Source organism: Kitasatospora sp. NPDC057500 (genome assembly GCF_042802195.1).
Lineage (GTDB): Bacteria > Actinomycetota > Actinomycetes > Streptomycetales > Streptomycetaceae > Kitasatospora.
In genome coordinates this window covers 1-24,703 of the sequence record NZ_JBHVER010000121.1, presented here as the reverse complement: position 1 = coordinate 24,703, position 24,703 = coordinate 1, and the positions used below count along the sequence as shown (strand labels likewise).

19 protein-coding genes and 1 pseudogene are annotated in these 24,703 nt (G+C 73.7%); 7 read left to right on the top strand and 13 right to left on the bottom strand.

Annotated features, from left to right (window positions below; all coding sequences use genetic code 11):
* Nucleotides 1–524: 524 nt before the first annotated feature.
* Nucleotides 525–2,861: a M4 family metallopeptidase gene (locus ACFU74_RS23805; protein WP_380759985.1), complete on the top strand. Its 2,337-nt coding sequence runs from the start codon at nt 525–527 to the stop codon at nt 2,859–2,861.
* A gap of 192 nt (nt 2,862–3,053) precedes the next feature.
* Complete coding sequence (locus ACFU74_RS23800; protein WP_380759983.1) at nt 3,054–4,826, top strand: carbohydrate-binding module family 20 domain-containing protein; 1,773 nt, start codon at nt 3,054–3,056, stop codon at nt 4,824–4,826.
* A gap of 64 nt (nt 4,827–4,890) precedes the next feature.
* On the opposite strand, the gene ACFU74_RS23795 is transcribed toward ACFU74_RS23800, so the two are convergent.
* The gene (locus ACFU74_RS23795; protein ID WP_380759981.1) at nt 4,891–5,634 is read right to left on the bottom strand and encodes an SDR family oxidoreductase; all 744 of its coding nucleotides are present in this window, start codon (nt 5,632–5,634) and stop codon (nt 4,891–4,893) included.
* A gap of 372 nt (nt 5,635–6,006) precedes the next feature.
* Between ACFU74_RS23795 and ACFU74_RS23790 the strand changes: the two genes are divergently transcribed.
* The gene (locus ACFU74_RS23790; RefSeq protein ID WP_380759978.1) at nt 6,007–7,125 is read left to right on the top strand and encodes an alpha/beta hydrolase; all 1,119 of its coding nucleotides are present in this window, start codon (nt 6,007–6,009) and stop codon (nt 7,123–7,125) included.
* 28 nt (nt 7,126–7,153) lie between these two features.
* Here the strand turns inward: ACFU74_RS23790 and ACFU74_RS23785 are convergent, their stop codons facing one another.
* Both ACFU74_RS23785 and ACFU74_RS23780 read right to left on the bottom strand, forming a co-directional pair.
* A complete protein-coding gene (locus ACFU74_RS23785) occupies nt 7,154–7,975 on the bottom strand; it encodes a hypothetical protein (RefSeq protein ID WP_380759976.1) in 822 nt (273 codons plus the stop codon).
* 36 nt (nt 7,976–8,011) lie between these two features.
* Nucleotides 8,012–8,545 (bottom strand): sigma-70 family RNA polymerase sigma factor, encoded by a 534-nt coding sequence (locus ACFU74_RS23780; RefSeq protein ID WP_380759974.1) that lies wholly within the window; start codon nt 8,543–8,545, stop codon nt 8,012–8,014.
* A 264-nt stretch (nt 8,546–8,809) separates the two neighbouring features.
* On the opposite strand from ACFU74_RS23780, the gene ACFU74_RS23775 reads away from it, so the two are divergent.
* On the top strand, nt 8,810–9,574 hold the full coding sequence (locus tag ACFU74_RS23775) for a hemerythrin domain-containing protein (protein ID WP_380759972.1): 765 nt from the start codon (nt 8,810–8,812) through the stop codon (nt 9,572–9,574).
* 80 nt (nt 9,575–9,654) lie between these two features.
* On the opposite strand, the gene ACFU74_RS23770 is transcribed toward ACFU74_RS23775, so the two are convergent.
* Nucleotides 9,655–11,262 (bottom strand): FAD-dependent monooxygenase, encoded by a 1,608-nt coding sequence (locus ACFU74_RS23770; protein WP_380759970.1) that lies wholly within the window; start codon nt 11,260–11,262, stop codon nt 9,655–9,657.
* A 133-nt stretch (nt 11,263–11,395) separates the two neighbouring features.
* Here ACFU74_RS23770 and ACFU74_RS23765 point away from each other — a divergent pair, with 133 nt between their 5' ends.
* Complete coding sequence (locus ACFU74_RS23765; protein ID WP_380759968.1) at nt 11,396–12,046, top strand: TetR/AcrR family transcriptional regulator C-terminal domain-containing protein; 651 nt, start codon at nt 11,396–11,398, stop codon at nt 12,044–12,046.
* Nucleotides 12,047–12,058: 12 nt separating this feature from the next.
* Here ACFU74_RS23765 and ACFU74_RS23760 read toward each other — a convergent pair whose 3' ends face one another.
* The 6 genes from ACFU74_RS23760 to ACFU74_RS23735 form a co-directional block, all read right to left on the bottom strand.
* A complete protein-coding gene (locus ACFU74_RS23760; RefSeq protein WP_380759966.1) occupies nt 12,059–13,381 on the bottom strand; it encodes an RCC1 domain-containing protein in 1,323 nt (440 codons plus the stop codon).
* Between the two features lie 48 nt (nt 13,382–13,429).
* Nucleotides 13,430–17,527, bottom strand: a complete 4,098-nt coding sequence (locus ACFU74_RS23755; protein WP_380759963.1) for a hypothetical protein — start codon at nt 17,525–17,527, stop codon at nt 13,430–13,432.
* A 123-nt stretch (nt 17,528–17,650) separates the two neighbouring features.
* Nucleotides 17,651–18,214: a hypothetical protein gene (locus ACFU74_RS23750; RefSeq protein WP_380759961.1), complete on the bottom strand. Its 564-nt coding sequence runs from the start codon at nt 18,212–18,214 to the stop codon at nt 17,651–17,653.
* A 117-nt stretch (nt 18,215–18,331) separates the two neighbouring features.
* Nucleotides 18,332–18,934: a DUF6891 domain-containing protein gene (locus ACFU74_RS23745; protein WP_380759958.1), complete on the bottom strand. Its 603-nt coding sequence runs from the start codon at nt 18,932–18,934 to the stop codon at nt 18,332–18,334.
* A gap of 80 nt (nt 18,935–19,014) precedes the next feature.
* Complete coding sequence (locus ACFU74_RS23740) at nt 19,015–19,560, bottom strand: FHA domain-containing protein (protein ID WP_380759956.1); 546 nt, start codon at nt 19,558–19,560, stop codon at nt 19,015–19,017.
* A gap of 273 nt (nt 19,561–19,833) precedes the next feature.
* Nucleotides 19,834–20,388: a DUF1697 domain-containing protein gene (locus ACFU74_RS23735; protein ID WP_380759953.1), complete on the bottom strand. Its 555-nt coding sequence runs from the start codon at nt 20,386–20,388 to the stop codon at nt 19,834–19,836.
* 94 nt (nt 20,389–20,482) lie between these two features.
* On the opposite strand from ACFU74_RS23735, the gene ACFU74_RS23730 reads away from it, so the two are divergent.
* Nucleotides 20,483–20,953 (top strand): pyridoxamine 5'-phosphate oxidase family protein, encoded by a 471-nt coding sequence (locus ACFU74_RS23730; protein ID WP_380759951.1) that lies wholly within the window; start codon nt 20,483–20,485, stop codon nt 20,951–20,953.
* Nucleotides 20,954–20,982: 29 nt separating this feature from the next.
* Here ACFU74_RS23730 and ACFU74_RS23725 read toward each other — a convergent pair whose 3' ends face one another.
* On the bottom strand, nt 20,983–21,339 hold the full coding sequence (locus ACFU74_RS23725) for an arsenate reductase family protein (RefSeq protein WP_380759949.1): 357 nt from the start codon (nt 21,337–21,339) through the stop codon (nt 20,983–20,985).
* 221 nt (nt 21,340–21,560) lie between these two features.
* Here ACFU74_RS23725 and ACFU74_RS23720 point away from each other — a divergent pair, with 221 nt between their 5' ends.
* A complete protein-coding gene (locus ACFU74_RS23720; RefSeq protein ID WP_380759947.1) occupies nt 21,561–22,778 on the top strand; it encodes a cytochrome P450 in 1,218 nt (405 codons plus the stop codon).
* On the opposite strand, the gene ACFU74_RS23715 is transcribed toward ACFU74_RS23720, so the two are convergent.
* Together ACFU74_RS23715 and ACFU74_RS23710 are read right to left on the bottom strand one after the other, a co-directional pair.
* Nucleotides 22,768–23,403: an exonuclease gene (locus ACFU74_RS23715; RefSeq protein WP_380759945.1), complete on the bottom strand. Its 636-nt coding sequence runs from the start codon at nt 23,401–23,403 to the stop codon at nt 22,768–22,770. The two genes, ACFU74_RS23720 and ACFU74_RS23715, sit on opposite strands and share 11 nt — an antisense overlap.
* A 72-nt stretch (nt 23,404–23,475) precedes the next feature.
* Nucleotides 23,476–24,703 (bottom strand): annotated as a pseudogene (locus ACFU74_RS23710) (ATPase); the annotation flags it as partial.

Sequence of the window (24,703 nt, the reverse complement as noted above, 5' to 3'; positions counted from 1 at the left end):
CCCGAACGGTTTCAAGCCGCTTCCGGTTCCATTCAATGTATGGGGTTGTCCGAAAACCGCCCCTGGCACGGCTGGAAAGGTGAGGTGCCGCGTCCGTCCGGCGCCGTCCCGCACCGCCCGGACCGAACGCGCCTCCTGAGCGCTGGTCAGTGCCCGCGGGGGGCGGCCAAACCTTCCCGGCAGGGATGAAAACGATTTCCAGAAGTACTCATCGGCGTAACGCCGCCACGCTCCTGACGGATGTACGGGCCGGTAGCTAATCGGCCAATCAATGGCATGCATCTGTCATTAACGGCTCGTTTGCTGCCACGATTCCTCCGGCTGCAGACGAGGGGGCCCCACCCCCCGGTGCAGCTGTCCCAGGTGAGGAACAGCGCGTCCCCTGCCGGAAACCGCTCGACCACCTCGCTCCGCAACCGCACCCGCGCCGCGTATCGGCGGCGGGGGCCCCCACTGAGTCGCAACCCCGCGGCCAGGTTCTGTCCACCGCCGCGAACCCCGCGGCGGTCGGAAAAGGAGTCCGCATGTCCCGTTACGCCCACGCCCGGAAGGCAGCGGTTGTCATGGCCGCTACCACCGCGCTGCTGGTGACCGGCATCCCGGTCATCGCGCAGGCGGCCACCCCTGACGCACCGGCGGCCGTCGCCGCGCAGCAGGCGAGCCGGGCCGAGCTGATCGCCTCCGCGAACCAGCAGACCGTCGGCCTCGCCCAGACCCTGGGCCTGACCGGCGACGAGAAGCTGGTCACCAAGGACGTCGTCCAGGACGCCAACGGCGCCCGCCACCTGCGCTACCAGCGCACCTACGCCGGCCTGCCGGTGCTCGGCGGCGACCTGATCGTCCACCAGGACGCCACCGGCGCCACCACGGGCGTGACCAAGGCCAGCGAGGCCGTGCTGAGCGGCGTGAACACCACGCCGAAGCTCGCCGCGCCGAACGCCCAGGCCGCCGCGCTGGCCGCCGAGGCCGGCTCCGCGCTCGACACCGCCCCGCGCCTGGTCGTCTGGGCCGCCGAGGGCACCCCGAAGCTCGCCTGGGAGACCGTCGTCTCCGGCAAGCAGGAGAACGGCACCCCGAGCCGCCTCAAGGTCGTCACCGACGCCACCACCGGTGCCGTGCTGAGCAAGGTCGAGAGCGTCAAGACCGGTACCGGCAACGGCGTCTTCGTCGGCACCGTGCCGCTGACCACCACCCAGAGCGGATCCTCGTTCCAGCTCAAGGACGGCACCCGCGGCGGCCAGTACACCACCGACATGGGCAACCGGACCACCGGCAACGGCACGCTGTTCTCCAAGTCCAGCGACACCTGGGGCAACGGCTCGGCCACCAACCGCGAGTCCGCCGCCGTCGACGCCCAGTACGGCGCCGCCGCCACCTGGGACTTCTACAAGAACACCTTCGGCCGCAGCGGCATCCGCAACGACGGGGTCGGCGCCTTCAGCCGCGTCCACTACGACACCGGCTACGTCAACGCCTTCTGGGACGACAGCTGCTTCTGCATGACCTACGGCGACGGCGACGGCGACACCCACCCGCTGACCGAACTCGACGTGGCCGGCCACGAGATGAGCCACGGCGTCACCTCCGCCACCGCCGACCTCAACTACTCCGGCGAGTCCGGCGGCCTCAACGAGGCCACCTCGGACATCTTCGGCAACGCGGTCGAGTTCTACGCCAACCTGGCGAAGGACAACCCGGACTACCTGGTCGGCGAGCTCATCGACATCAACGGCAACGGCACGCCGCTGCGCTACATGGACAAGCCCTCCAAGGACGGCCGCTCGGCCGACTCCTGGTACTCGGGCGTCGGCAACCTGGACGTGCACTACTCGTCCGGTGTCGCCAACCACTTCTTCTACCTGCTGGCCGAGGGCAGCGGCGCCAAGGTGATCAACGGCGTCAGCTACAACAGCCCGACCGCCAACAACGTCACCGTCACCGGCATCGGCCAGGCCAAGGCGCTGCAGATCTGGTACAAGGCGCTGACCTCGTACATGACCTCCACCACCAACTTCGCCGCGGCGCGCACCGCGACGGAGAACGCCGCCAGGGACCTCTACGGCGCGGGCAGCCCCGAGGTGATCGCGGTCGGCACCGCGTGGGCCGGCGTCAACGTCGGCACCGTGCCCCCGAACCCGGGCGGCGTCACCGTCACCAACCCGGGCAACCAGAGCACCAAGACCGGCACCGCGGTCAACCTGGCCATCAAGGCGAGCGGCGGCGCCGCCCCGCTGACCTACTCGGCCACCGGCCTGCCGGCCGGCCTGTCGATCAACGCCTCCACCGGCGTGGTCACCGGCACCCCGACCACCCTCGGCACCTCCAACGTCACCGTGACGGCCAAGGACTCGGCGGGCAAGACCGGCACGGCGAGCTTCACCTGGACGATCACCGACTCCAGCAGCACCTGCACCCCGGCGCAGCTGCTCGGCAACGCGGGCTTCGAGACGGGCACGGCCTCGCCGTGGACCGCCTCCAGCGGCGTGGTCGACAACTCCTCCTCGCAGGCGCCGCACGGCGGTTCGTGGAAGGCCTGGCTGAACGGCTACGGCTCGACCCACACCGACTCGCTGTCCCAGACGGTGACCGTCCCGGCGGGCTGCAGGGCGACGCTGAGCTTCTACCTGCACATCGACACCGGTGAGTCCGGCTCGACGGTGTACGACCGGCTGACGGTCCAGGCCAACGGCACCACGCTGAAGACCTACTCGAACGCCGACGCGGCCGCCGGCTACCAGCTGCGGACCTTCGACCTGTCGGCGTACGCGGGCCAGACGGTGACCCTCAAGTTCACCGGCACCGAGGACGCCTCGCTGCAGACCAGCTTCGTCATCGACGACACCTCGATCGCCACGAGCTGACCCGGCGCCGGTGACGCCGGCGGAAACCAGGTGAGACAGGGGCAGGGCCCGGCGGGTGCGACCGCCGGGCCCTGTTGTCGTGCGCGGAGGTCTGTGCGGGGGCCGCGGAGGCCGGTGCGGGGTCCGCGCGGGGTATTGACGGGTTTCTGTCAGGCCCCTAGGTTCAGCGCTGCAAGTTTCAGCAAGATTTCCATGCGGTTCCCGGCCCACCCCGCCCCGGCCACCCCCACAGGAGGCAACGTGGTCACCCCTGCCCGCGCAGCCGGCGCGCTCACCGCCTCGGCGGCCCTCGCGCTCTCCCTCACCGCCGCCCTCGGCGCCGCAGCTCCCGAAGCCCGGGCCGTCCCGCCGGGCAACGGCAAGGACGTCACGGCGACGCTCTTCGAGTGGCGCTTCGACTCCGTCGCCAAGGCCTGCACCGACACCCTCGGCCCCAAGGGCTACGGCTTCGTCGAGGTCTCGCCGCCCCAGGAGCACATCCAGGGCGGCCAGTGGTGGACCTCCTACCAGCCGGTCAGCTACAGGATCGCCGGACGCCTCGGCGACCGGACGGCCTTCAAGCGCATGATCGACACCTGCCACGCAGCCGGCGTCAAGGTGATCGCCGACTCGGTGGTCAACCACATGTCCGCCGGTTCCGGCACCGGCACCGGCGGCACCGCCTACGGCAAGTACACCTACCCCGGCTACTACCAGGACCGGGACTTCCACTCCTGCCGGACGGCGATCAGCAACTACAACGACCGCTCCGACGTGCAGAACTGCGAGCTGGTCGAGCTCTCGGACCTGGACACCGGCAGCGCCTACGTCCAGCAGACCGTCGCCCGCTACCTCGACGACCTGGCCTCGCTGGGCGTCGACGGCTACCGGATCGACGCCGCCAAGCACATCGCCGCCACCGACCTCGCCGCCATCAAGGCCAGGACGGCCAACCCCCGGGCGTACTGGGTGCAGGAGGTCATCCACGGCGCCGGCGAGCCGGTCCAGCCCGCCGAGTACACCGACACCGGCGACGTCGACGAGTTCCGCTCCGGCACCTGGCTGAAGAGCGCCTTCCAGGGCGGCCGGCTCGCCGACCTGTCCGGCTGGGGGAGCGGCCTGCTGCCCACCGGCAGGGCCCGCACCTTCGTCGACAACTGGGACACCGAGCGCAACGGCTCCACCCTCACCTACAAGGACGGCTCGGCCTACACCCTGGCCAACGTCTTCATGCTGGCCCACCCGTACGGCTCGCCCAACGTCCACTCCGGCTACGCCTTCACCGGCCACGACGACGGCCCGCCGAACGGCGGCACCGTCAACGCCTGCTACCAGGAGGGCTGGAACTGCACCCACGCCTGGCGGCAGGTGGCCAACATGGTCGGCTTCCGCAACGCGGTGGCCGGCACCGCGCTGACCAACTGGTGGTCCAACGGCGGAAACGCGGTCGCCTTCGGGCGCGGCGGCAAGGGCTTCGTGGCGATCAACCGGGAGGGCGCTGCGATCACCCGCACCTTCCAGACCTCGCTGCCGGCCGGCTCCTACTGCGACGTCCAGCACGGCGACCCGGCGCCCGGCGGCTGCACCGGCCCGTCCTACCCGGTCGGCGCGGACGGCCGCTTCACCGCCACCGTCGGCGCGGGCGACGCCGTCGCCCTGTACGTCGGCGCCCCCGGCGGCGGCACGACGGTGACCGGCGGTGCGTCCTTCGCCGTCGATGCGACCACGGTCTTCGGCCAGAACATCTTCGTCGTCGGAAGCAGTACCGCTCTCGGCGGTTGGAACACGGCCAGTGCGCTACCGCTCTCCCCGGCCGCCTACCCGGTCTGGAAGCTCGATGTGGCGATGGCCGCCGGTACGGCCTTCGAGTACAAGTACATCCGCAAGGACGCCTCGGGCGCGGTCACCTGGGAGTCCGGCGCCAACCGGACCGCCACCGTGCCGGCCTCGGGCAAGGTGACGCTGAACGACACCTGGCGCCCGTAGCCGCCTCCTGGTCAGGGACCCTCGTCTCCGGCGGGACGAGGGTCCCCCTTCTTCCTGCGCGGGGTCAGCCGCGGCCGATGAACGGCATGGCGCTCGCCATCACCGTCGCGAACTGCACATTGGCCTCCAGCGGCAGCTCCGCCATGTGCCGCACCGTGCGAGCCACATCGGCGACGTCCATCGTCGGTTCCGCCGCGATCCGCCCGTCCGCCTGCGGCACACCGCTGCTCATCGCGGCCGTCATCTCGGTGGCGGCGTTGCCGATGTCGATCTGCCCGCAGGCGATCCGGTACGGACGGCCGTCCAACGACAGTGACTTGGTCAGCCCCGTGACGGCGTGCTTGGTCGCGGTGTACGCGGCCGAACGGGGACGTGGGGCGTGCGCGGAGATCGACCCGTTGTTGATGATCCGGCCACCCTGCGGCTGCTGCGCCCGCATCTGCCGGAACGCGGCACGGGCGCAGAGGAACGTCCCGGTGAGATTGAGGTCGACCGCCGACCGCCACGCGTCGACGTCCAATTCGTCCACGGTGCCGGAGGGGCCGAACGTCCCGGCGTTGTTGAACAGCAGGTCCACCCGCCCGAACCGCTCCACGGCGGCCTCGAACAGCGCGTCCACGGCCTGCGCGTCGGTGACGTCCGTCGGCACCGGAACCGCCTCCGCCCCGCTCAACCGTCCGGTCTCCCGCAGAGCCTCCTCCCGCCGCCCCGCCAGCACCAGCCGCCACCCCCCGGCGGCGAGCTCGACCGCCACCGCCCGCCCGATCCCACTGCCGGCACCGGTGACGACGGCGACGCGTTCCAACATGTCAGGCTCCTGAGGTCTCCGACGGTCTGCTCGATCCGCACAACGATGTCAGCGCCGGCCCCCCGCAGCCAGCCCACCCCTTCGCCGGGGGACCCCCGACGGGTGGCGGGGGTGGGGGCCCGCCGGGTGGGAGGGGTGGTCGGGGGGCTTTGCCCGATCGGGGGCAAACATTGGATACGTGCTGGCCAAGGCGCAACCGGGGGGCGGTGGGGGACGTCATAGGATCGCAGGACGGCGTGGCCGCTGTGAGGGCGGCGCGTCGGATTCCGGGGGTTCCGCACGTGGTCGGGCCCCTGGTCTGTCCGGCCCCACCCGGGGGCCACCGCCCGGCTCCGTGGGAGCGGGCGTGACACCGGTCGGAGAGTTCTCACCGTGCAGCCGCAGTCCTCCCGTTTTCGCGCCGTGCTGACCGGCGCCACCGTCGTCATCCTGGCCGCCGCGTTGGCGGCCTGCGGGAGCAAGGACGCCGGGAGCGCGGGGACGTCGGGGGATGCGGCGGCGGCCAAGGGCGCGACGGGCTCGGCGGCGCCGTCCGCGCCCGAGGCCCCGGCGACGTCCGCCCCCGCGACGACTGCCCCGGTGACAACGGCCCCGGCCCCGGCCACGGCCACGACCGCCCCGCCGACGACCGCCCCGCCCGCGCCTTCCGGCAAGGTGCTGATGCCCACCGGTCCGCAGGCGGCGTTCAGCAAGGCCAGGGACACCGCCGCCGGCCAGATCATGATGACCACACTGGCCGGACCCAAGTCCGGGGTCACCGGCAAGGTCTGGGTCTGGCTGCCGCCGGAGTACAACGACCCCGAGTACGCGAGGACCGGCTTCCCGGTGCTCACCCTGTACGCGGGCGGCCAGAGCGCCGGCTACAACACCTGGACCGACAACCAGCTGCCGATCCAGGAGATCGACGCCGACCTCGCCAAGCAGGGCAAGGCGCACCCGTTCATCATGATCATGCCGGTGCAGAACCTCGAATCCAACGAGGCCAAGGCCCTGGAGTGCGCGGACATCCCGGGCCAGCCGAAGATGGGCACCTGGATGGCCGAGGACGTCCCCGACTTCGTCCGTGCCAACTTCCGCACCGTGAAGGGCCGCGACGGCTGGGGCCTGATGGGCGCCTCCACCGGGGCGTTCTGCAGTGCCAAGCTCGCCCTCCAGTACCCGGACCGGTTCAAGGCCGCCGTTCCGATCGACGGCTACTTCAACCCGGACTCGCCGCTCTGGAAGGGCCACGAGGCCGAGCGCCAGGCCAACAGCCCCGACCTGCTGGTCGCCCAGGGCAAGGCCGACGTGCGGATGCTGGCCACCGCCGGCGGCGCCAACGCGTACGAGATGAGGCTGGTCAAGGCCTGGATCGCGAAGGCCGCGCCGCCGCTCACCGTCGAGTACTACGAGCAGCCCGGCGGCAAGCACCTGACCAGCGACTTCAAGAAGATGATCCCGGACACCCTGCAGTGGCTCAGCAGGAACCTCGCGGGGCCGCAGAGCGGCTGAGCCCGCAGGGCCCGGGCGGGCTCGGCGCTCAGCGGATCGCCGAGTCCTGCCACCCCTCGTCGACCGCCCGGACGAACCCGGGCGTCGCGGCGAGGTCCCGCACCGCCTCCAGGGGGACCGTGGTGTAGCTGCCGCCGACCGGGGTCGAGTCGAAGCTCAGGGTGAACTTCCGGCCCTGCGCGGTGACGAGCCGGATCCAGACCGACTTCGGCTGGTCGCGGTACGTCGGGTGCAGGACCCACGCCAGCGCCCCGTCGGGGAGCGGCACGGTGAGGCAGCCGGTGCCGGAGGGGTCCGCCGTCCCGCCGTCGGGGAGCGTTCGGGCGGCGCAGGGCGACTCCCGGTCCTCGGGCGCGCCGACGGGTCCCTCGAACTCCCGCATGAACCTGACCTGGCCGTCGTTCGCGCGGCGCATGGTGAACTCCCGGACGCTCGTGGCCCCGTCGACGCGGGTGACGCCCGGCAGCGGGTGGTCGCGCAGGAACTGCAGCAGGTCGGCGTGGCCGGCGCCGTTGAGCCGCCGGTCGGCGGCCAGGGGGTCCTCGGCGGCCGGGGCCGGGCCGGTCGGGGTACCGGAAGGGGACGGCGTGTCCGGCACGCCCGGTGAGACGCCCGCGGCCGGGGCGTCCGGCCCGGAGCGGCCGGTCACCGCCGCCCCGGCCGTGGCGACCGCCGCCACCGCGACCGCCGCCGCCGTCACGGTCAGCACGCGCCGCCGCAGCCGCAGCCGGGCGCCGGCCCGCTTCACCTGCGGGCCCACCGACGGCACGGCGGGCTCCCGCTGGTCCAACACCGTACGGAACAGCGCGCCCACCCGCTCGGCGTCGAGATCCCGGTCCTCCTGGCCCATCGCCCTTCCTCTCCTCATCAGCTCGCGGTGGTCGGGTCAGCCCGCGGCGATCTCGTGCACCGAGTCGCCGAGGATCGCCCGCAGTTGGGTCAGGCCCCGGTTGGTCGCGGACTTCACCGCGCCGGTGCTCTGCCGCAGCGCGGCCGCCGTCGACTCGATGGACTGGTCCTCCCAGAACCGCAGCACCAGCACCGCCCGGTAGGCCGGGGTGACCCGGGCCAGCGCCGCGAGCAGCGCCAGCCGCCGCTCCGGGTCGGCCTGCGCCCCGGTCGGCCGCCCGCCGCCGCGGCCGTCCTCCAGGAGGACGGCCGGGTCGGGGGCCGCCACCTCCTGCGAGTCACGCCGCCGCCGGGTGTCGATGTAGGCGCGGACCAGTGTCGTCCGGGCGTAGCCGTACGCCGCCTCGGGCTCGCGCAGCCGCGGCCAGCGGGCGTAGAGCCGCACCAGCGTGGTCTGCACGAGGTCCTCGGCGAGGTGCCAGTCGCCGCAGAGCAGGTACCCGGTGCGGCGCAGCGCGGCGTACCGGCCCGCGACGAACTCGTCGAACGTCCGTTCCTGATCCGGTGACATCCGGCCTCGCTGTTCCTCGTCGGCTTCCCGGTGCGGCGTGCGACGCACCCTCGCCCTGGTTACACGGGACGGGTGCGGCGGAATGTTGCGCCGCGTTCGCCGGAGCGCCCGCCGGAACCGGTCGAAAGGCCGCTGAGCTGCACGTCAATCGGACATTGATTCGCCTCTGATGTCCTCTCACCACTGTGGTGGGAGCACCGTCCCCGCCAGCTGTGCCAGGCCGTGCCAGTGCCCAAGCCCTTGTCCGAGCGTGAAAAGAGTGCCATGCCCACCCACCTGCTGCCCGTAGCGTCCCCGGTCTCGCTGGCCGTGCCCGCCCAGGGCGGCCCCGTGCACGAGCACATCGCCGACGAGGAGCCGCAGGCCGTCCGGTTCGCCGGACTGCGGCTGGTCCACGCGGCGCTCCGCCGCGACCTCGCCCGGCTGCCCAACGCGCTGCGGCTGCTGCAGCCCGACGAGGACGAGAAGGGTGCCGCGCTGCTGCGGCACTGGACCTTCGTCACCGCCATGCTGACCTGCCACCACGAGCAGCAGGACACCCGGGTCTGGCCGATCGTGCGCCGGTTCGCGCCCGAGCTGCGCCTGCTGCTGAACTGGCTGGAGGCGGACCACCACAACCTCGACCACTCGTTCACCCGGGTCACCACCCTGGTCCGGATCGCCAGCCGGGACACCGGGTCGGTCTGGCCGGTGGCGTACGCCATCGAGGACCTGGCGGCCCGGCTGGAGACCCATCTGCGGATCGAGGAGCGCCAGCTGCTGCCGCGGATGGAGTCGGTCTTCGCGGAGGGCTCGCGGGTCGGCAGCCTGCCCGAGCTGCTGGACGTGCTGCACTCGGCCGACGGGCCGGGCAGTCCGGACGCGCTCGCCTGGCTGCTGGACGGCGTCGAGCCGGCGGTGGTCGAGCGGCTGCTCGGCGACTGCGACGACATGGTGGCCCGGCACTGGCCGCACTGGCAGGCCACCTACCAGCGGTGCACGGCGCCGCTGTGGGGGGCGCCCGGCGCCTGGGAGGCGGTTGACGACTGAGCGCCGGGGTTTTCGCGGGCCGTTGATCTACGCGCGGAGCATATGCCTCCGGCGTATGCGGGGCGCGCTACGGGGGCGGTTCAGCGCAGGCCGAACCGTGCCAGGTAGGCCGGCAGGTCGGCCGGGTCGTGGGTGGCCAGGCCCAGGTAGCCGTCCGGCCGGACGACGAACAGGCCCCGTCCGTACGCCTGCTCCGCGACGCCGCCGTCGACGCGGTGCCCGTGCACCCCGGCGGGCAGCGGCGGCAGGGGGTGGCCGACCGCGAGCACGGTGACGTGCGGGCCGCGGAACAGCTCGAACAGCCGGTGCGGGCCCGCGCCGTCCAACGGGGCGCCGTCCGTCGACGCGCCGTCCAACGGGGCGTCGGGTGCCCGTTCGCCGGCCCGCAGCGCCTCCTCCGGCAGGCCGGGGCGCGCCTCGACGGTCAGCGGGCCGTCCTCGTAGCCGAGCCCGAGCTGCTCGGTGCGCGGGCCGCGCCGCAGCGCGCCGGCCCGGACCCCGCCCGCTCGGTGCAGCCGGGTGGAGATCTCCAGCACGTCGGCGGCGATCGGCAGCCGCTCCTGCTCGTAGCTGTCCAGCAGCGACTCGTCGGCGCCGTGCCGCAGCACCTGGCCGAGCTTCCAGCCCAGGTTGTAGGCGTCCTGGACGCTGGTGTTGAGGCCCTGGCCGCCGACCGGGGAGTGGATGTGCGCCGCGTCGCCGGCCAGGAAGACCCGGCCCTCGCGGAACCGCTCGGCGAGCGCCGCGCGCGGCCGGAAGGCGGACGCCCAGTGCACGGCGCCGACCGCGGACTCCGACAGGTGGGTACGGGCGGCGACGGTCCGCCGCACGCCCTCCGCCGAAACGTCCGGCTCCGCGCCGCCGCCCGTCTCCCCGGGGCCGTTCTCCCCGGGGCCGTTCTCCCCGGGGCCGTTCCCCCCGGCTCCGCCCTCCTCGCCGAACTGGGCGAACAGCTGGAAGGCGGTGGTGCTCGGCAGCGGGCAGAGCAGCAGGGCGCCGCCGGGGCCCTTCGGCCAGCAGTGCCAGTTCTCGCGGTCCAGGCCGTCGATCTCGACGTCGGCGACCAGCGCCGGGCGCGGGTCGACCTGCTCGCCCGCCATCGGGATGCCCACCGCCCGCCGGACGGTGGAGCGCCCGCCGTCGGCGGCGACCAGGTAGCGGGCGGTGACCGTGCGCGCGGTGCCGTCGGGCCCGGTCAGCCGGGCCTCGACCCGGTCGGGGTGCTGGTCGAGGCCGCTCAGTGCGGTGCCGAGGACGACCTCGCCGCCGAGTTCGCGCAGCCGGTCGTGCAGCAGTTCCTGGGTGCGCCACTGCGGGAGCATCCAGACCGCCGGATGGGGCACGGTCGGCTCCGGCTCGGCGCGCCCGACGAGGTCCCACTCGCCCTGCCGCTCGCCGTTCTCCCAGCTCACCATGCGCGGGTACGGGCGGCCGGCGGCGTGCACGGCGTCGAGCAGACCGAGGTCCTCGAAGACCTCCTGGGTGCGGGGCTGGAGGCCCTTGCCGCGCGAGCCGGGGAACAGCGCCGGGGCCTGCTCGACCAGCAGCGCGGAGACCCCGCGCCGGGCCAGGTCACAGGCGAGGGTCAGCCCGGTCGGCCCGGCGCCGACGATCAGGACCTCGGTCACGCTCCGGTCCTGGTCCTGGTCCTGGTGCCGGTTCTGGTTCCGGCTCTGGGCGTGCGCCATCGCACACTCTCCTTAACGTTGTTAAGTGGCGGACGTCCAGAAGCATGGGCTTAACGGTGTTAAATTGTCAACGCCGGACGTCGGGGCTGGACGTCGCGGCCGACCGAGAACAGCCGCCCGGAGGGAGCGCGACATGCCGCCGAAGCTGGACCGCACCCAGGTGGTCGACACCGCCCTGCGCCTGCTGGACGAGACCGGCCTCGACGGCCTCACCCTGCGCCGGATCGCCACCGAGCTGGACGTCAAGGCACCCGCGCTGTACTGGCACTTCGCCAACAAGCAGGCGCTGCTCGACGAGATGGCCACCGAGATGCTCCGCCGGATGTCCGCCGGGCCGACCACCGTGCCGGACAGCTGGCAGGAGGCGGTCACCGGCACCTGCCGCACCCTGCGGACCTCGCTGCTCGGCTACCGGGACGGCGCCAAGGTCTTCAGCGGCACCCGGCTCACCGACTCCGGGCACACCGAGGGGCAGCAGGCCCTGCTCGCCGCGTTCGGCCGGGCGGGCTTCGACCTCGGCGACGCCGTCCTGGCGTTCACCACCGCGTACGCGTTCACCATCGGCTTCGTGATCGAGGAGCAGGCCGTCCACCCGGTGCCGGGGGAGCGGGCGCCCGGCTACGACCCGGAGCAGCGGGCCGCCGGCATCGACCCCGAGCACGCCCTCGCCGCCGCCGCGGGCCGGGACCTCTTCGGCGGCTTCGAGCAGCGCTTCGAGCGCGGCCTGGCGATCGTCGTCGCCGGGATCGAGGCCGCCCTGCCGTCCTCGCCCGGCGCGGGCTGAGGCGCCGCCCGTTCAGGTGCGGCGGGTGGTGGACGTCCAGATGAAGGTGACGGCCCCGGTGACGGGGTGGGGCCGGGTGTGGGTGAGCCCGTCGGGCAGGCGGCTGCCGGCGTCGTCGACGGCGAAGCCCTTGCCGGCGGCGGTGAAGACCACGTTCCCGGGGTGGTTGACCCCCCGGCCGTCCGTGACGACGACCTCGCAGGACCGGCCCGCCTGCACCGCGAGTCTCCGGGCACCCGCCGGTTCGACGCCGACGAAGGCGGCGTCCGACTGGACGCGCAGGTGGCACCGGGGCGGGGCGGTGAACGCCAGGCACACCTCGCCGGCCTTCAGCGGTCCGCAGTCGCGCTCCCCTTCGATCGCGAGGCTGTGGAAGGTCCCGGCGGCGACGGCGACGATCCTGCCGTCGCGGGCGGCGTCCAGGAGGTCCGTCACCTGGCCGAAGTCCATCCGCGGACCGGAGCCGTCCTGCACGGTCCTGCCCGGTCCCGTGGCCAGCAACTCGCCCTGGTCGGTGACCGCGAGGCTGTGGGCGAGCCCGCCGGCGACGGCGATCACCCTCCTGCCGCGGGCCTCCTCCTGGATCCGGGTCTGTCCGTACCGGTCGTCCCCCGCGGCGAGGAGTTCGCCCCGGTCGGTGATCGCCAGGCTGTGCTCGCTGCCTGCGGCGATGCTGCTCGGCGTCGCTTCCGGCACGGGGGCGGACGGGGAGCCGAGGAGCCGTCCGCGCTCGGGGAGGGCCAGGCTGAAGTGGGCCCCGGCGGCGACCTCGGCGATCCTCACGATCCGCCCGCCGTCCGGGCCCGATCCGGCCTCCTCCCGGGCGATGGCGTCCTTGATCCCCTGCACCGCGTCGTCGCCGTCGCATCCGCCCTCGGCGAGGAGTTCGCCCCGGTCGGTGATCGCGTAACTGTGGCAGAGGCCCGCGGCGATGGCGACGACGACCTTGCCCCGGGCGGCGTCCAGGATCTTCGCAACCCCGGCCTGGTCGCTCCCGCCGGCGAGGAGCCGTCCCCGGTCGGTGAGGGCGAGGCTGTGCAGGCCGCCGGCGGCGATGCGGATGATCGCACTGCCGTCGGCCCGCTCCCGTGCGGCGGCGGCCACGATCTCGGCGACCTGGCCGTGGTCGTCGGGGTGCGTCCCGGAGCCGTCCGGTCCGGCGGCGAGGAGGTCGCCCTCCTCGGTGAGGGCGAGGCTGTGGAAGGCGCCGCCGCTGACGGCGACGACGGTCCTGCCCTCGGCCGCGGCGCGGATCCCGGTCACCTGCCCGTGGTCGTCGTTCCCGTGCGCGAGCAGGCGGCCGCGGGCGGTTGTTCGAAGTCCGGGCGTGGACATGGGCGTTCACCTTCTTCGATGCCGAGGGGTGTCCCCCGGGGCGCTCGCTCAGCGCGCGGTGATCTTGGTGGTGAGGGTGTCCTTCAGGGTGGTTCCGTCGTCCGCGACGAGTCGGGTGGTCAGCGTCAGCTGTCCGGGCACTTCGTCGGTGGTCGCGGTGAAGGACACCTGTTGCGGGTCGCGGAGGAGGTCCTTCAACTCCCAGGCGACGGTGGTGGCCGGGGCCTTGACGGTGACGGTGGCCTTGGGGTCGGTGTTGTCGCCGACGGTGGCCTTGGTCTTCTCGGCCGTCAGGATCACGGTGAACGTCGCCCCGGTGCTGGAGGGGCCCTGGTTCCCCAGATGCCAGGAGTAGGTGACGTCATCGCCCGCGTCTGCGGATTCGGGGGCGTTCAGCCGCTTCGCCGCGAGGGACGCCTTCGGAGTGACCGTCGACTTCGCCTGCGCCGAGGCGTCCTTGACCGCGCTGTCCCCGGCGGTGGCCGCCGCCTTCACCACCGGGGTCCCCCCGGGCGTGTCCGGCTCGGCGGAGAACGTCAGCGCGATCTCGGCCCTGCCCCCCGAGTGCAGCGGTCCCGTCCGGACGGCCCACGTCGTGGGCTCGACCGCCACGGGTTGTCCGTCGACGAGGGCGCTGTGGAGGGCCAGGCCGGTGGACGGGTCGGGGACGGCGGTGAAGTGCGTCGGGCCGCAACCGGAGGGGCCGTTGTTGGTGACGGTCCAGGACATGGTCGCGCTCCGGCCCGGAACGACCGGGTCGGGGGCGGAGAGGGGGGTGTGCGGGGCCACCGCCAGGACGGCCCGGCGTGTGGTGGTCACCGAGGCCGTGGCGGCCGGGACGTTCGCGGGGGCGTCCTTCCAGCCGGGGGTGGCAGAGAAGGAGAGGGCGGTGCCGGCCGGCAGGTCGTCGTCGGGGCGGCAGACGACCTCGACCGGGACGGACCCGGCGGGCGCGGGGTCCAGGGGGAAGACGTGGTCCGTGCGGCCGTCCGCCGCCGCCCGCTCCTTCACGACGTGGCCGTCGACCGTGACGGAGACGAGCCGGACCCGGTCCGGGACGGCGACGGTCAGGGCGGCGCCGTCGAGCGGCCCCGTGCCCTCCGGCTTCAGGGTCCAGCCGAGCTTCAGGTCCGCGCCGGCGTCCACCGACGAGGGGTTGGTCGCGGCGGCGGCCGCCGCGAGCTTCGCCCGGGAGACCGCGACGACGGAGGCCGAGTCGCCGGCCAGGGCCCGGCCCCCCAGGGCGGCCTCGGCGTAGACGAGGACGACGCCCGAGTGCGGGGGGTCGAGCGGGCCGATCAGCCGGACCGCCCCGGCGAGCGTCTTCCCGGCCTTGACCGTGTCGAAGGTGATGGTGGCGTCCTCGACCTTTCCGCCGGCGGGGGAGTCCAGTTGGGCGGCGGGCAGCGAGGAGCTGGGAGTCACCTTGACGGTGATGTCCTTGGCGTCGGCGTGCGAGGTGTTCTCCAGGTCCCAGCGGAAGGTCGCGGTCGAGCCGATGCCGACCGGCTCGGTGCCGGCCGACCCCGTCAGCCGCAGTGCCGCGCCGGGGTCGACGGTCGGCGCGGGGTCGGTCTTCGGGGTCGTCTTGTCGACGTTCTTGCCGCTGACCCGGGCACCGCGGGACGCCAGCTTGCTGCCGGCCTGGTCGGCACCGACCTTGTAGCGGACGGTGACGTCCTTGGCGGCACCGCCCTTGACGGTGCCCAGCTTCCAGGTGAGGGTCGTTTCGGTCCTGCCGCCGGGAGCCGGGACGGCCCTGTCGTAGGTCGTCCCGGCGTCGCGCCCGTTCATGGTGAGTTCGACGTCGGTGGCGTCGGCGGAACCGGTGTTGTGCACGGTCCACAGGTAGACGGCGTCCGCACCGGCGACCGCCGGGCCCAGGACCTTCCCGACGAGCTCCAGCGCGGCCTTGAGCGTCGCCCCGGCCTTGGCGGTCGCCTTGTCGGCGCCCGTGGCGGCGATTTCGAGGTGCACGGTCAGATCGGCCGGGGCCGTCTTGTCCGGTGCGCCCTCGACCGTCAGCGAGGCGGAGGCGTTCTTCTTCAGATCGGCGAGGTCGGCCACGAGCTGGTTCTCGCCCTGCTTGCGCGGCGTGAGCTTCTTGCCGTCGGCCTCGACCGTGACCTTGTCCGGGGCCAGTCCCTTGGGCAGGGTGACGGTCAGTTTGGGCTTCTTCGCGGTGGAGGGGCCCTTGTTGGTGAGCTTCCAGGTGTAGGTGACGTCCTTCCCCGCGGCGACCACGGCCGGTTCGGCCTTGCCGTCGGGCAGGTCGAGCTTCACCACGGGGTCGGTCGTGATCTCCAGGGTGTGCGTGGCCGGGGTGACGACGTCGAGGGCCTCCGCGATGCCCTCCACGGCGATGGTCCCGGGCGGGTCGTCGGCCACCTCGGCGGTGATCTTGACCTTGGCGTCCTTGCCCGGCTTCAGGGTTCCGGGCTCGAACAGCACGGTGCCGCCGCCGAGGTCCTCCGCCTTGCCGTCGGTCTTGGTGACGGTCAGTCCGGTGGGGGCGGTGACGGTGACGGCGGACGGGAACTCGCTGTCCTTCTCCCCGGTGTTCTTCACCGTCCAGGTCATCACCACCTTGCTGCCGGCCTTGCTCGGCCCGGTGCCGTCGGTCTCCGCCTCCAGGTCGAGCGTCGTCAGGTCCTCGTCGTCCTTGTTCCGCCTCGTGTTGTCGTTGCCCGAGGAGCTTCCTCCGCCGGGCAGGGAGAGCAGTCCCAGGAAGAAGCCCAGCAGCCCCAGGAGCCACTTCCACCAACTGTCGTCGTCGTCCTTGGACGGCTTCCAGTCCTTCCCGCCGTCGTCGGCGGAGGCCGCCGTCGCGTGGACGGCCAGCGGGGCGGTGGGCGCCGCCGGGTCGTTGTCCGCGGCGGTCACCGCGGCCGTCGCCACGAGGTCGCCCTCGGCGTCCTGGTCGACCACGGTCATGAAGGGGACCGTCCAGCCGTCCGCCTTGGACGCCAGGCTCCCCAGCCGCCACTCGTACGCGCCCCCGCCCGCGTCGGTGAGCCCCTTGACCGCGGACATCCGGGAGTTCGGCTTCACCTTCGCCGGGAGCCGGACCCGTACGACGGGATCGTCCGAGGCGACGGGGCCGGCGTTGTCGATCCGCCACTGGAACGCCAACTCGCCGCCGGGCCGCACCTTCGCGGGGAAGGCGTAGCCCTCCTGGACCGTGAGGTAGGGCGTCGGGACCAGCCCCAGGACGTCGGGCGACGCGCCTCCGGAGAAGATCCGCGCCACCGGGCCGGTGAAGCCGGCATCGCGCAGCACGTAGGGGCTCGCGCCGCCGAAGTCGTTCGCCGGCGGGCGGGCGGCGGGCTTCGGGAAGGTCTTCTCCACCGCGTCGCTTCCGCCGCCCCCCTGGACGTCCGCGGCGACCACGGAGCGCCTGCCGTCCTTCGCCTCGCAGAGCAGGAAGGCGTAGTAGCCCGCGGCGACGTCCAGACAGGAGCGCTCCCGGAGCAGCAGCGGTTTGCCGGAGGGGGTGGCCGCGCCGGAGCCCCAGGCGTACGCGGTGCCGTCCCGGGTCAGCGCCATGCTGAGGCGGCCGAACGCCGACACCGCCTGCACCTCGGCGTTGAGCACCTCCGGCGGGGCCGCCACGAAGGAGTCGTCGGGATCCTTCTTCCAGACGACCAGCCGGTTCTTCGAGGTGAGGACGAGCGCGTGGTGGCTGCCGGCCGCGATCGCGACGGCGTTCTCTCCGCCGTCCGGCGTGTAGACGGGCGAGTTCGGGTCCTGCCCCTCCCAGTCGCCCCACCAGTGGACCGCCCCGTCGACGATCGCCGCCAGGCAGTCCGGGCCGGCGGCGATCGCCGACGCCCTGTTGTCCCGGACCTTGGCCGGCATGCTCCTCCTGAGCATCTCCGGGTAGCCCTGGTCGCCCCAGACGACGACCTCGCCGGCGGCGCTCAACGCCGCCGCGAACCGCGACCCGCACGCCACGGCGATCACGCCGCCCTGCACGGCGGGGGCCTGCGGCGGCGAGTCGCCCCACTGGAACACCGCGTTGTCGCGCAGGGCGACGTTCCAGCCGGTGCCGCTCGACGCGGTGGCGACCACGTCACCGGCGAGCTCCTTCGGGAGCGCGGACGCCGGGGTGTCACTCTTCAGAACCCTGCCGAAAAGCTGTGTCACCGGGGGACTCCTCGACCGTGCCGGGGCATCTGCTCTGGTGAGGCTAGCCATCTGCGGCGCCCCGGTTCGTGCGCCGACCCACGGTGGTCCCCCGAACGGCCCTGGCGGGAGGCCGCCCGCCGGTCAGAGCAGGCACTCCCAGAACGGCGTGTGCTCGTTGCCCGGCCCGGCGTTGTAGGCGGTGGTCACCGTCCCGAAGGTCGGGTTGACGACGACGATCCAGGTCCGTCGGCCGGGGTCGGCGTGCGGGCTGGGGTTGTCCCAGGTGTAGACCCAGTTGTTGTTGGCCTGGCCGATGGTGGGAACGGTGCCGGCGGCCACCCGCTGGATGCAGTGGATCAGTTCCGGCACGTGGAGGGTCTGGCCCGCCTGCTGCGGTGCGTGGCCGTCGTCGATGTGCCGCAGCCCCCACTGGCTGTCCACCCCGCACAGCAGCTGCATGTTCCACCAGTGCAGGCCGGCGGGGTCGGCCATGGCGAAGTGGTCGACGAAGCGCTGGGGGTTCTGGTTGTCCGGGTCGCAGTACCCGGGCGGCAGGACGCGGCGGCTCGCTGCGTCGTGCGGGCTCGCTGCGTCGGCCGGGGCGGCCGAGGCGGAGCCTGCCGTGGTGGCCAGCAGTGCGGCGGCCAGGGCCAGCGCGCCCGTGTGCCGGCCCCGGGCCGTCCTCGCGTGGTTCACCGTGGGCATGGGTCCTCCTCGAATCGCGGCTGTGACTGCCGTCGACCCGTTTCCGTGCGAACCGTGCTTGATGCGCGGAACGACCGGGTTCCACCTCCTGGCGGATCGTCCGGGAGGCGGCGGCCGCTACTCCGGCAGGCGGTTGAGCCAGGTGATGGGCGTGACCGCGATCGCCGAGTCCGGGGAGCCGTTCCACTCCACCGGAAGCCCGGCCGCCGTCAGCGCGGCGGCGACCTCCCGACCGATCCCGGCCGTCCGCCGCACGGCCGCCTCCGTCGCCTCGCCGTCCACCTGGAACCCGCCGTACCGCAGCATCAACGCACCGCCATCGGCGGCCCGTTCGGTGTCCTGCTGATGGAAGAACACGAACCCGCGCGAGTCCTCCTCGGCCTCGCCCCCGATCTCGGCGTAGCCGCAGTTCGCGCAGCAGGTGAAGTCCATCGCGGCGACGATGCCCAGTTCCTCCAGGGCGTCGAAGGCGGCCTCCAGCCGGTCGACGTCGGTCGTCTCCGGCCAGGCGGCCTGCTCCCGCAGACGCTCCCGCCACAGCGGAGCGACGATCCGCTCCGCCTCCTCCACCGTCAGTCCCTGGCCGTCGAGGTCATCGACCAGGGACTCGGCTATCTCGTCAGGCTCCTGGAAGCCGCACCGGATCAGTTCGAGGGCCCGCTCCTCGGCGTCCCGCAGTACCTCGGCGGCAAGGGTGGTCTGCACGGTGTCCTGGTCCATGCCCGAATCCAAGCACCCGCCACTGACAATCCGGCCCGCCCGCCGGTGCTTGCGTTCGGCAGCCCGGCGTCCTCGTGTGCTCAGCCGGAGGCCAGCCGGAACTCCAGGTTGCCGAACCGCACCTGGTCGCCCGGCCGGACCCGCGCCGCGCCGACGATCCGGTAGCCGTTCACATGCGTCCCGTTGGTCGAGCCGAGGTCGTACAGCACCCAGCCGTCGCCCTCCCGGCGCAGCTCGGCGTGGTGCCGGGAGACCGACGCGTCGTTCAGCCGCAGCCCCGACCCGGGGATCCGGCCTATCGTCAGCTGTCCGGCCCCGGCCTCAGGCAGGCTCAGCCCCGGCAGCCGCTCGGCCCGCCAGGCGTCGCCCAGCCGCACCCCGAACGCGGAGACCCAGCCGACCGTGCGCAGCACGAAGCGCCCCACCGGGTTCCCGCCCGGCAGGTCCGCCATCACCGCGTTCAACTCGGCGCGGCTGCCCGCATGGAGCACGAGGTCCAGCCGCCCGAGGAAGGTGTCGTGCGACAGCCGGCCGTTCCCCGCGCCCTCCCGCAGCACTCCGAGGGCCCGTTCCCGCTCGGCCTCGGACGGCCGGACCACCCGGGTCCGGTTCTCACGCGACATCATGGACCGATTCTCGGCCGCCCTCCGCCGACCTGTCCAGGTTCCGCGGGCCACCGCTCCAGCACGAAGTCGGCGCCCACCGCCAGCCGTTCGTGGTCCTCCCGTACCGCTCCCGCCGTGCCGAAGGCCGCCGGGCCGAGCCGGAACCGCTCCAGACGCCCGGCCTTCCCGACGACCAGCCCCCACGGTCCGCCCTCCCCGGTCGGCACCGCGAGGTGGACGACCGCCGAGGCGGGCTCCCGGGGCGCGGGCGGGGCGTTGGGCGGGCCCGGGGCGTCAGGCCTTCCGGGCGGCGGCGAGGATCTTGACCGTGGTGTGCAGGAACCGGGAGGTCACCGAGCCCCGGTAGGACTTCCCGAAGAGCGCACCGCCGGTGACCCACTTGCCGTCCTTCAGGTGCACCACGACGTACGCGGTGCCCGGGTCGGCGCCGATCACCTCGTAGTCGCCCTTCGGCGAGGTGTAGGGGAGCGGGAAGTCGGCGGGCAGCGGTTCGGAGAGGAAGTTGACCGTGAGCCGTACGTCCGGGGTGACTTCGACGCCCGCGAACGGCTCGGCGTCCAGCACCGCCTGGACCTCGTCCGCCGTGCGGAGCAGCATCGGCACCGGGAAGCCCAGCCGGTCCTCCAGGTGGCGTTCGATCCGCCCGGTCAGCGCGGCCCGGCCCGCCGCGTCGGTGGCCTCCGCGGTGAAGAAGACGTTGCCGCTCTGGATGTAGGAGCCGACGCGTTCCAGATCCAGTTCGCCGAACAGCGCGCGCAGGTGCTCCATCTTCACCGTCCGGCCGCCGACGTTCACGGCCCGCAGGAAGGCGATGTAGGTGGTGGTCACCCGCCCAGTGTGGCACCGGGCACCGACAACGCGCGCTGACACCGTGTCCCGGCGTCGGACGGCGGCCGTCGGCGCCCGGTGCCACACTGGCGCCATGGCTACCTGGCAGGATTTCGAGCACGAGGCCCCGGACCTGGCCCCCGCCGTGCGGGCCCGCTTCGAGGCCAACAAGCACCACGTCCTGGCGACGCTCCGCAAGGACGGCTCGCCCCGGGTGAGCGGCATCGAGGTGGACTTCATCGGCGCCGACCTGATGATCGGATCGATGGACGGCGCGGTCAAGGCGCTGGACCTGCGCCGCGACGCCCGCTTCGCGCTGCACAGCAACCCGAGCGACGAGACGCTGGCGGGCGGCGACGCCAAGGTGTCCGGCCGGGCCGTCGAGCTGACCGACGCGGCCGACCGCGCCGCCTACGAGGCCGAGCTGCCCGAGCCGCCGCCCGGCCCGTACCAGGCCTTCCGGCTGGAGCTGGAGCAGGTCGTGCTCACCACCGTCGAGGGAGACGCGGTGCGGATCACCTCCTGGCACCCGGGCGAGCCGGTGCGGCGGTTCGAACGCCGCTGACGGCGGCGGCCGTCAGGGCAGCACGGCCGTCAGGGCAGCACGGACTTCAGGGCCTCGGGGGTGCGGGCGACCACGGCGTGCCCGTCGTCCGCGGTGATGATCGGGCGCTGGATCAGGATCGGGTGCTCGGCCATCGCCGCGAGCCAGCGCTCCCGGTCGCCCGCCTCCCGGCCCCACTGCTTCATGCCGAGGTCCTTGGCCACCTGCTCGTCGGCCCGGGCGATGTCCCACGGCTCCAGGCCCAGCCGCTCCAGCACCTGCTCCAGCTCGGCGACGCTCGGCGGGTCCTCCAGGTAGCGCCGCACGGTGTACGTGGCGCCCGCGCCCTCCAGTTCGTTCAGTGCGGTACGGCACTTCCCGCAGCGCGGGTTGATCCAGATCTCCATCCCGCCACCCTACCGACCGCACGCGGCCCGGGCTCCGCCTCCGGCCCCGGTGTCCGGCCGCGTGCCGCCCCGCCCGGCCGCCCCCCGGCCGCCGCCCGCCGGGCGAGCCGCGCCGCCCGGTCCCGTCCTCGCCCGGGAACTCCCCTCCGACCGTCGGAAGTTGTCCGTCGGGGAGTCGGATCCGCAGTGGATCCGGGCCGGTCCGCGAAGGGGAAGACCGCATGGACGGCGCGTCGATCATCGAGCAGCTGATGACCATCGAGGGGCGCTCCGACCCCTACCCGCTGTACGCGCGGGCGCATGAACTCGGCCCGGCCGCCCCGGCCGGCCCCGGGGCGGTGCTGGTGGTCGGCCACGCCGCCGCCAACCAGGTGCTGCGCAACCCCGCCTTCGCCCTGGAGGACACCGAGGACCTCGCCGCCGACTACGCGGAACTGCTCGCCCACCCCTCCATCGAGCTGCTGGGCCGCTCGATCCTCCAGCGCAACGCCCCCGACCACGGCCGGGTCCGCTCGCTCATCGCCTCGGCCTTCAACGCCCGCCGGGTCGCCGCCCTGCGGCCGGCGGTCGAGGCCTCGGTGCACCGGCTGCTCGACGAACTGGCCGACCGGGGCGCCGACGGCTCGCCCGTCGACTTCATGGACGCCTTCGCCTTCCGCCTCCCGGTCGAGGTGATCTGCGAGCTGCTCGGCGTCCCCGCCGCCGACCGCTTCCGCTTCCGCGGCCTGGTCGCGGACCTCACCGTCGTCCTGGAACTCGTCCAGGACTTCGCCGAACTGGCCGCCGCCGACACCGCGGCCACGGAACTCTCCGCCTACTTCGAGGAGTTGAGCGCCGAGCGGCTGGCCCGTCCGACCGGCGACCTGGTCAGCGAGCTGGCCCGGACCGCCGTCGACTCCCCGGACCGGATCTCCGGCGAGGAACTGCTGAGCAACCTCGTCCTCCTCCTGGTGGCCGGCTTCGAGACCACCACCAACCTCCTCGGCAACGGCCTCGCCCTGCTCTTCCGCCACCCGGGGGCCGCCGAGGGCCTGCGCACCGGCGCGCTCGACCCCGCGCTCTTCACCGACGAGGTGCTGCGCCACGACTCCCCGGTCCAGGTGACCTCCCGGATCTCCACCGCCCCCGGCCTCGACGTGGCCGGCGTGCCCGCCCCGACCGGCACCATGGTGTTCGTCATGCTGGGCGCCGCCAACCACGACCCGGCCCGCTACCCCCGCCCGGACCGCTTCGACCCCACCCGCACCGACAGCCAGCCGCTCAGCTTCGGCGGCGGCCCGCACTTCTGCCTCGGCAGCCGACTCGCCCGCCTGGAGAACGACATCGCCGTCCCCGCCCTCCTCGACCGCTTCCCCCGGCTGGCCCCCGGCGGCGTCGCGACCCGCCGCGACCGCCTCGTCCTGCGCGGCTACGAGACCCTGCCCGTCGTCACCCGCTGAGCGCCGGCCCCTCCCACTCCATCAGGTTGGCGAACAGCACGGCCTGCTCCCGGGCGTCGTCCAGCGCGTGGTGCGTGTGGGGGAGGTCGGGCAGCAGCTCCCCGGGCATCGAGCGCTTGCCGATCCCCGCGAACGGCACGCCCGCGCGGGCCGCGTACAGCGTCTTCACGTCCAGGCACCCGGAGTGGCCGAACGGGCTGGAGCCGGTGAACCGGACCAGGTACCAGTGGAGGAACTGCCAGTCGTAGACGGCGGGATAGCCCACCATCACCGGTCGGTACCGCCGCCCGTCCGGCCCGCTGCGCGCCTGCTCCAGCCAGTGGGTGAGCTCGCGCATGGCGACACCGGGTTCGGTGCCGTCGGCGAGCAGCGCCGCGCGGTCCAGCCCCGAGACGGCCAGCGCCTCGGGCACCCACGCGTCGGAGACGGGCCGCAACTCCCGGTAGAAGCCCGCCGATTCGACGTTCCCGGACCGCCGGAAGCCGTCCGCGTCGTGCCACCCGGCCACCACCGCGCCGAGGGCGACCATCGAGTAGGGGCCGGGAATCGGCCCGTCCGCCTCGACGTCCACCGACACGTACACCGTCGGCGTGACCTTGCCCGCCGCCCCGCTCCGCTTTCCCATGCGCCAAGTCTCGCCCCCCGGAAAGGCCTTGACCACCGGGTTCCGGTGAGGGGCGCTCGGCGTCCCGGCGCGTCAGCCGCCGCCCCGCCCGCCGTCCGCGAGGTGCAGGGTGCGGGTGGACTGGTAGGGGCAGCCGGCGGCGTCGAAGGCCGCCGCGGCGGCGCGCAGCAGTGGCACGTCGTCGTCCAGGAGGGCCTGCGCCCGGTCGAGTTGGGCGGTGGCGACCGGGTTGCCGGCGACCACGGGGCGGGCCTCGGCGAGGCGGGCGCGGGCGTCCGGGTGGCCGGCGAGCACCGAAGCCTCGACGCGGGTCGCCGCGTACCAGTGCAGCCAGACCCAGGAGACCCACTTCCACACCTCCTCGGGCGCCGGCGCGATCCGCTCCAGGGCGGCCCGGGCGTCCCCGTGGTGCAGCAGCACCATGGCGTCGAACACCGCGCCGTAGCCGTACCGGTGCTCCTCCTCGGGCCCGGCCCGGCCGGCGACGGCGAGCCAGGCGGCCCGGGCGTCCTCGTCACCGCGCAGGCCGTGGACCATGGCGACCGCGGCGGCGGCCGGTCCGAGCGAGAAGGAGCGCGGACGGCCGTCCTGCTCCCACGCGTCGAGGAAGCGCAGGCCGGTCGCCGGCACCTCCTCGGTCCGCCCGGCGAAGGCGTCGGCGACCAGCAGCCAGGACGTCGCGTGGTGGCCGACCTCGGCCAGCAGCGGATGCCCGGCGAGCAGCCGGCCCCACTCCCGGGCCCGGTCCAGCTCGCCGACGCCGATCGCGGTGGCGGCGGCCATCGACAGGGCGTCCACCCGCTCGTGCGTACCGGCCGGGGTGCCCGGCGTCGGGGCCGGCAGGCCGACCCGGCGGCGGGCGGCCTCGGCGGCCGCGAACGGCTCGCCGGCCCAGCTGCGCGCGCCCGAGAGGGCGTCCAGGGCGGCCGACTCGGCCACCGGGTCGCCGGTGCGCCGGGCCAGTTCGACGGCCCGCTCGGCGTAGGCGACGGTCTCCCGCGCGGTGTTGTCCGGACTGCCCTGGACGGAGCCGTAGGCGTCCGCGAGCACCGCCGCCTCGGCCAGCGCCAGGGCGGCGCGGGTCGCGGCCGCGGCCGTGGGGGAGCCGCCGGGGCGGTCGGCGCCGCCGGCCGTCTCCCTCGCCCGCGCGAGCAGGGCAGCCACCTCTTCGGCGGGGGGAATGCGGCCGAAGGTGCTGGAGAAGCGGTACGCGACGGTGGCGGCGGCCGCCAGGTCGCGGGCCGCGCCGCCGCCGTCCCCGGCCCGGTGGGCGGCCTCGGCGGCGGCGCGGTGCAGGCGG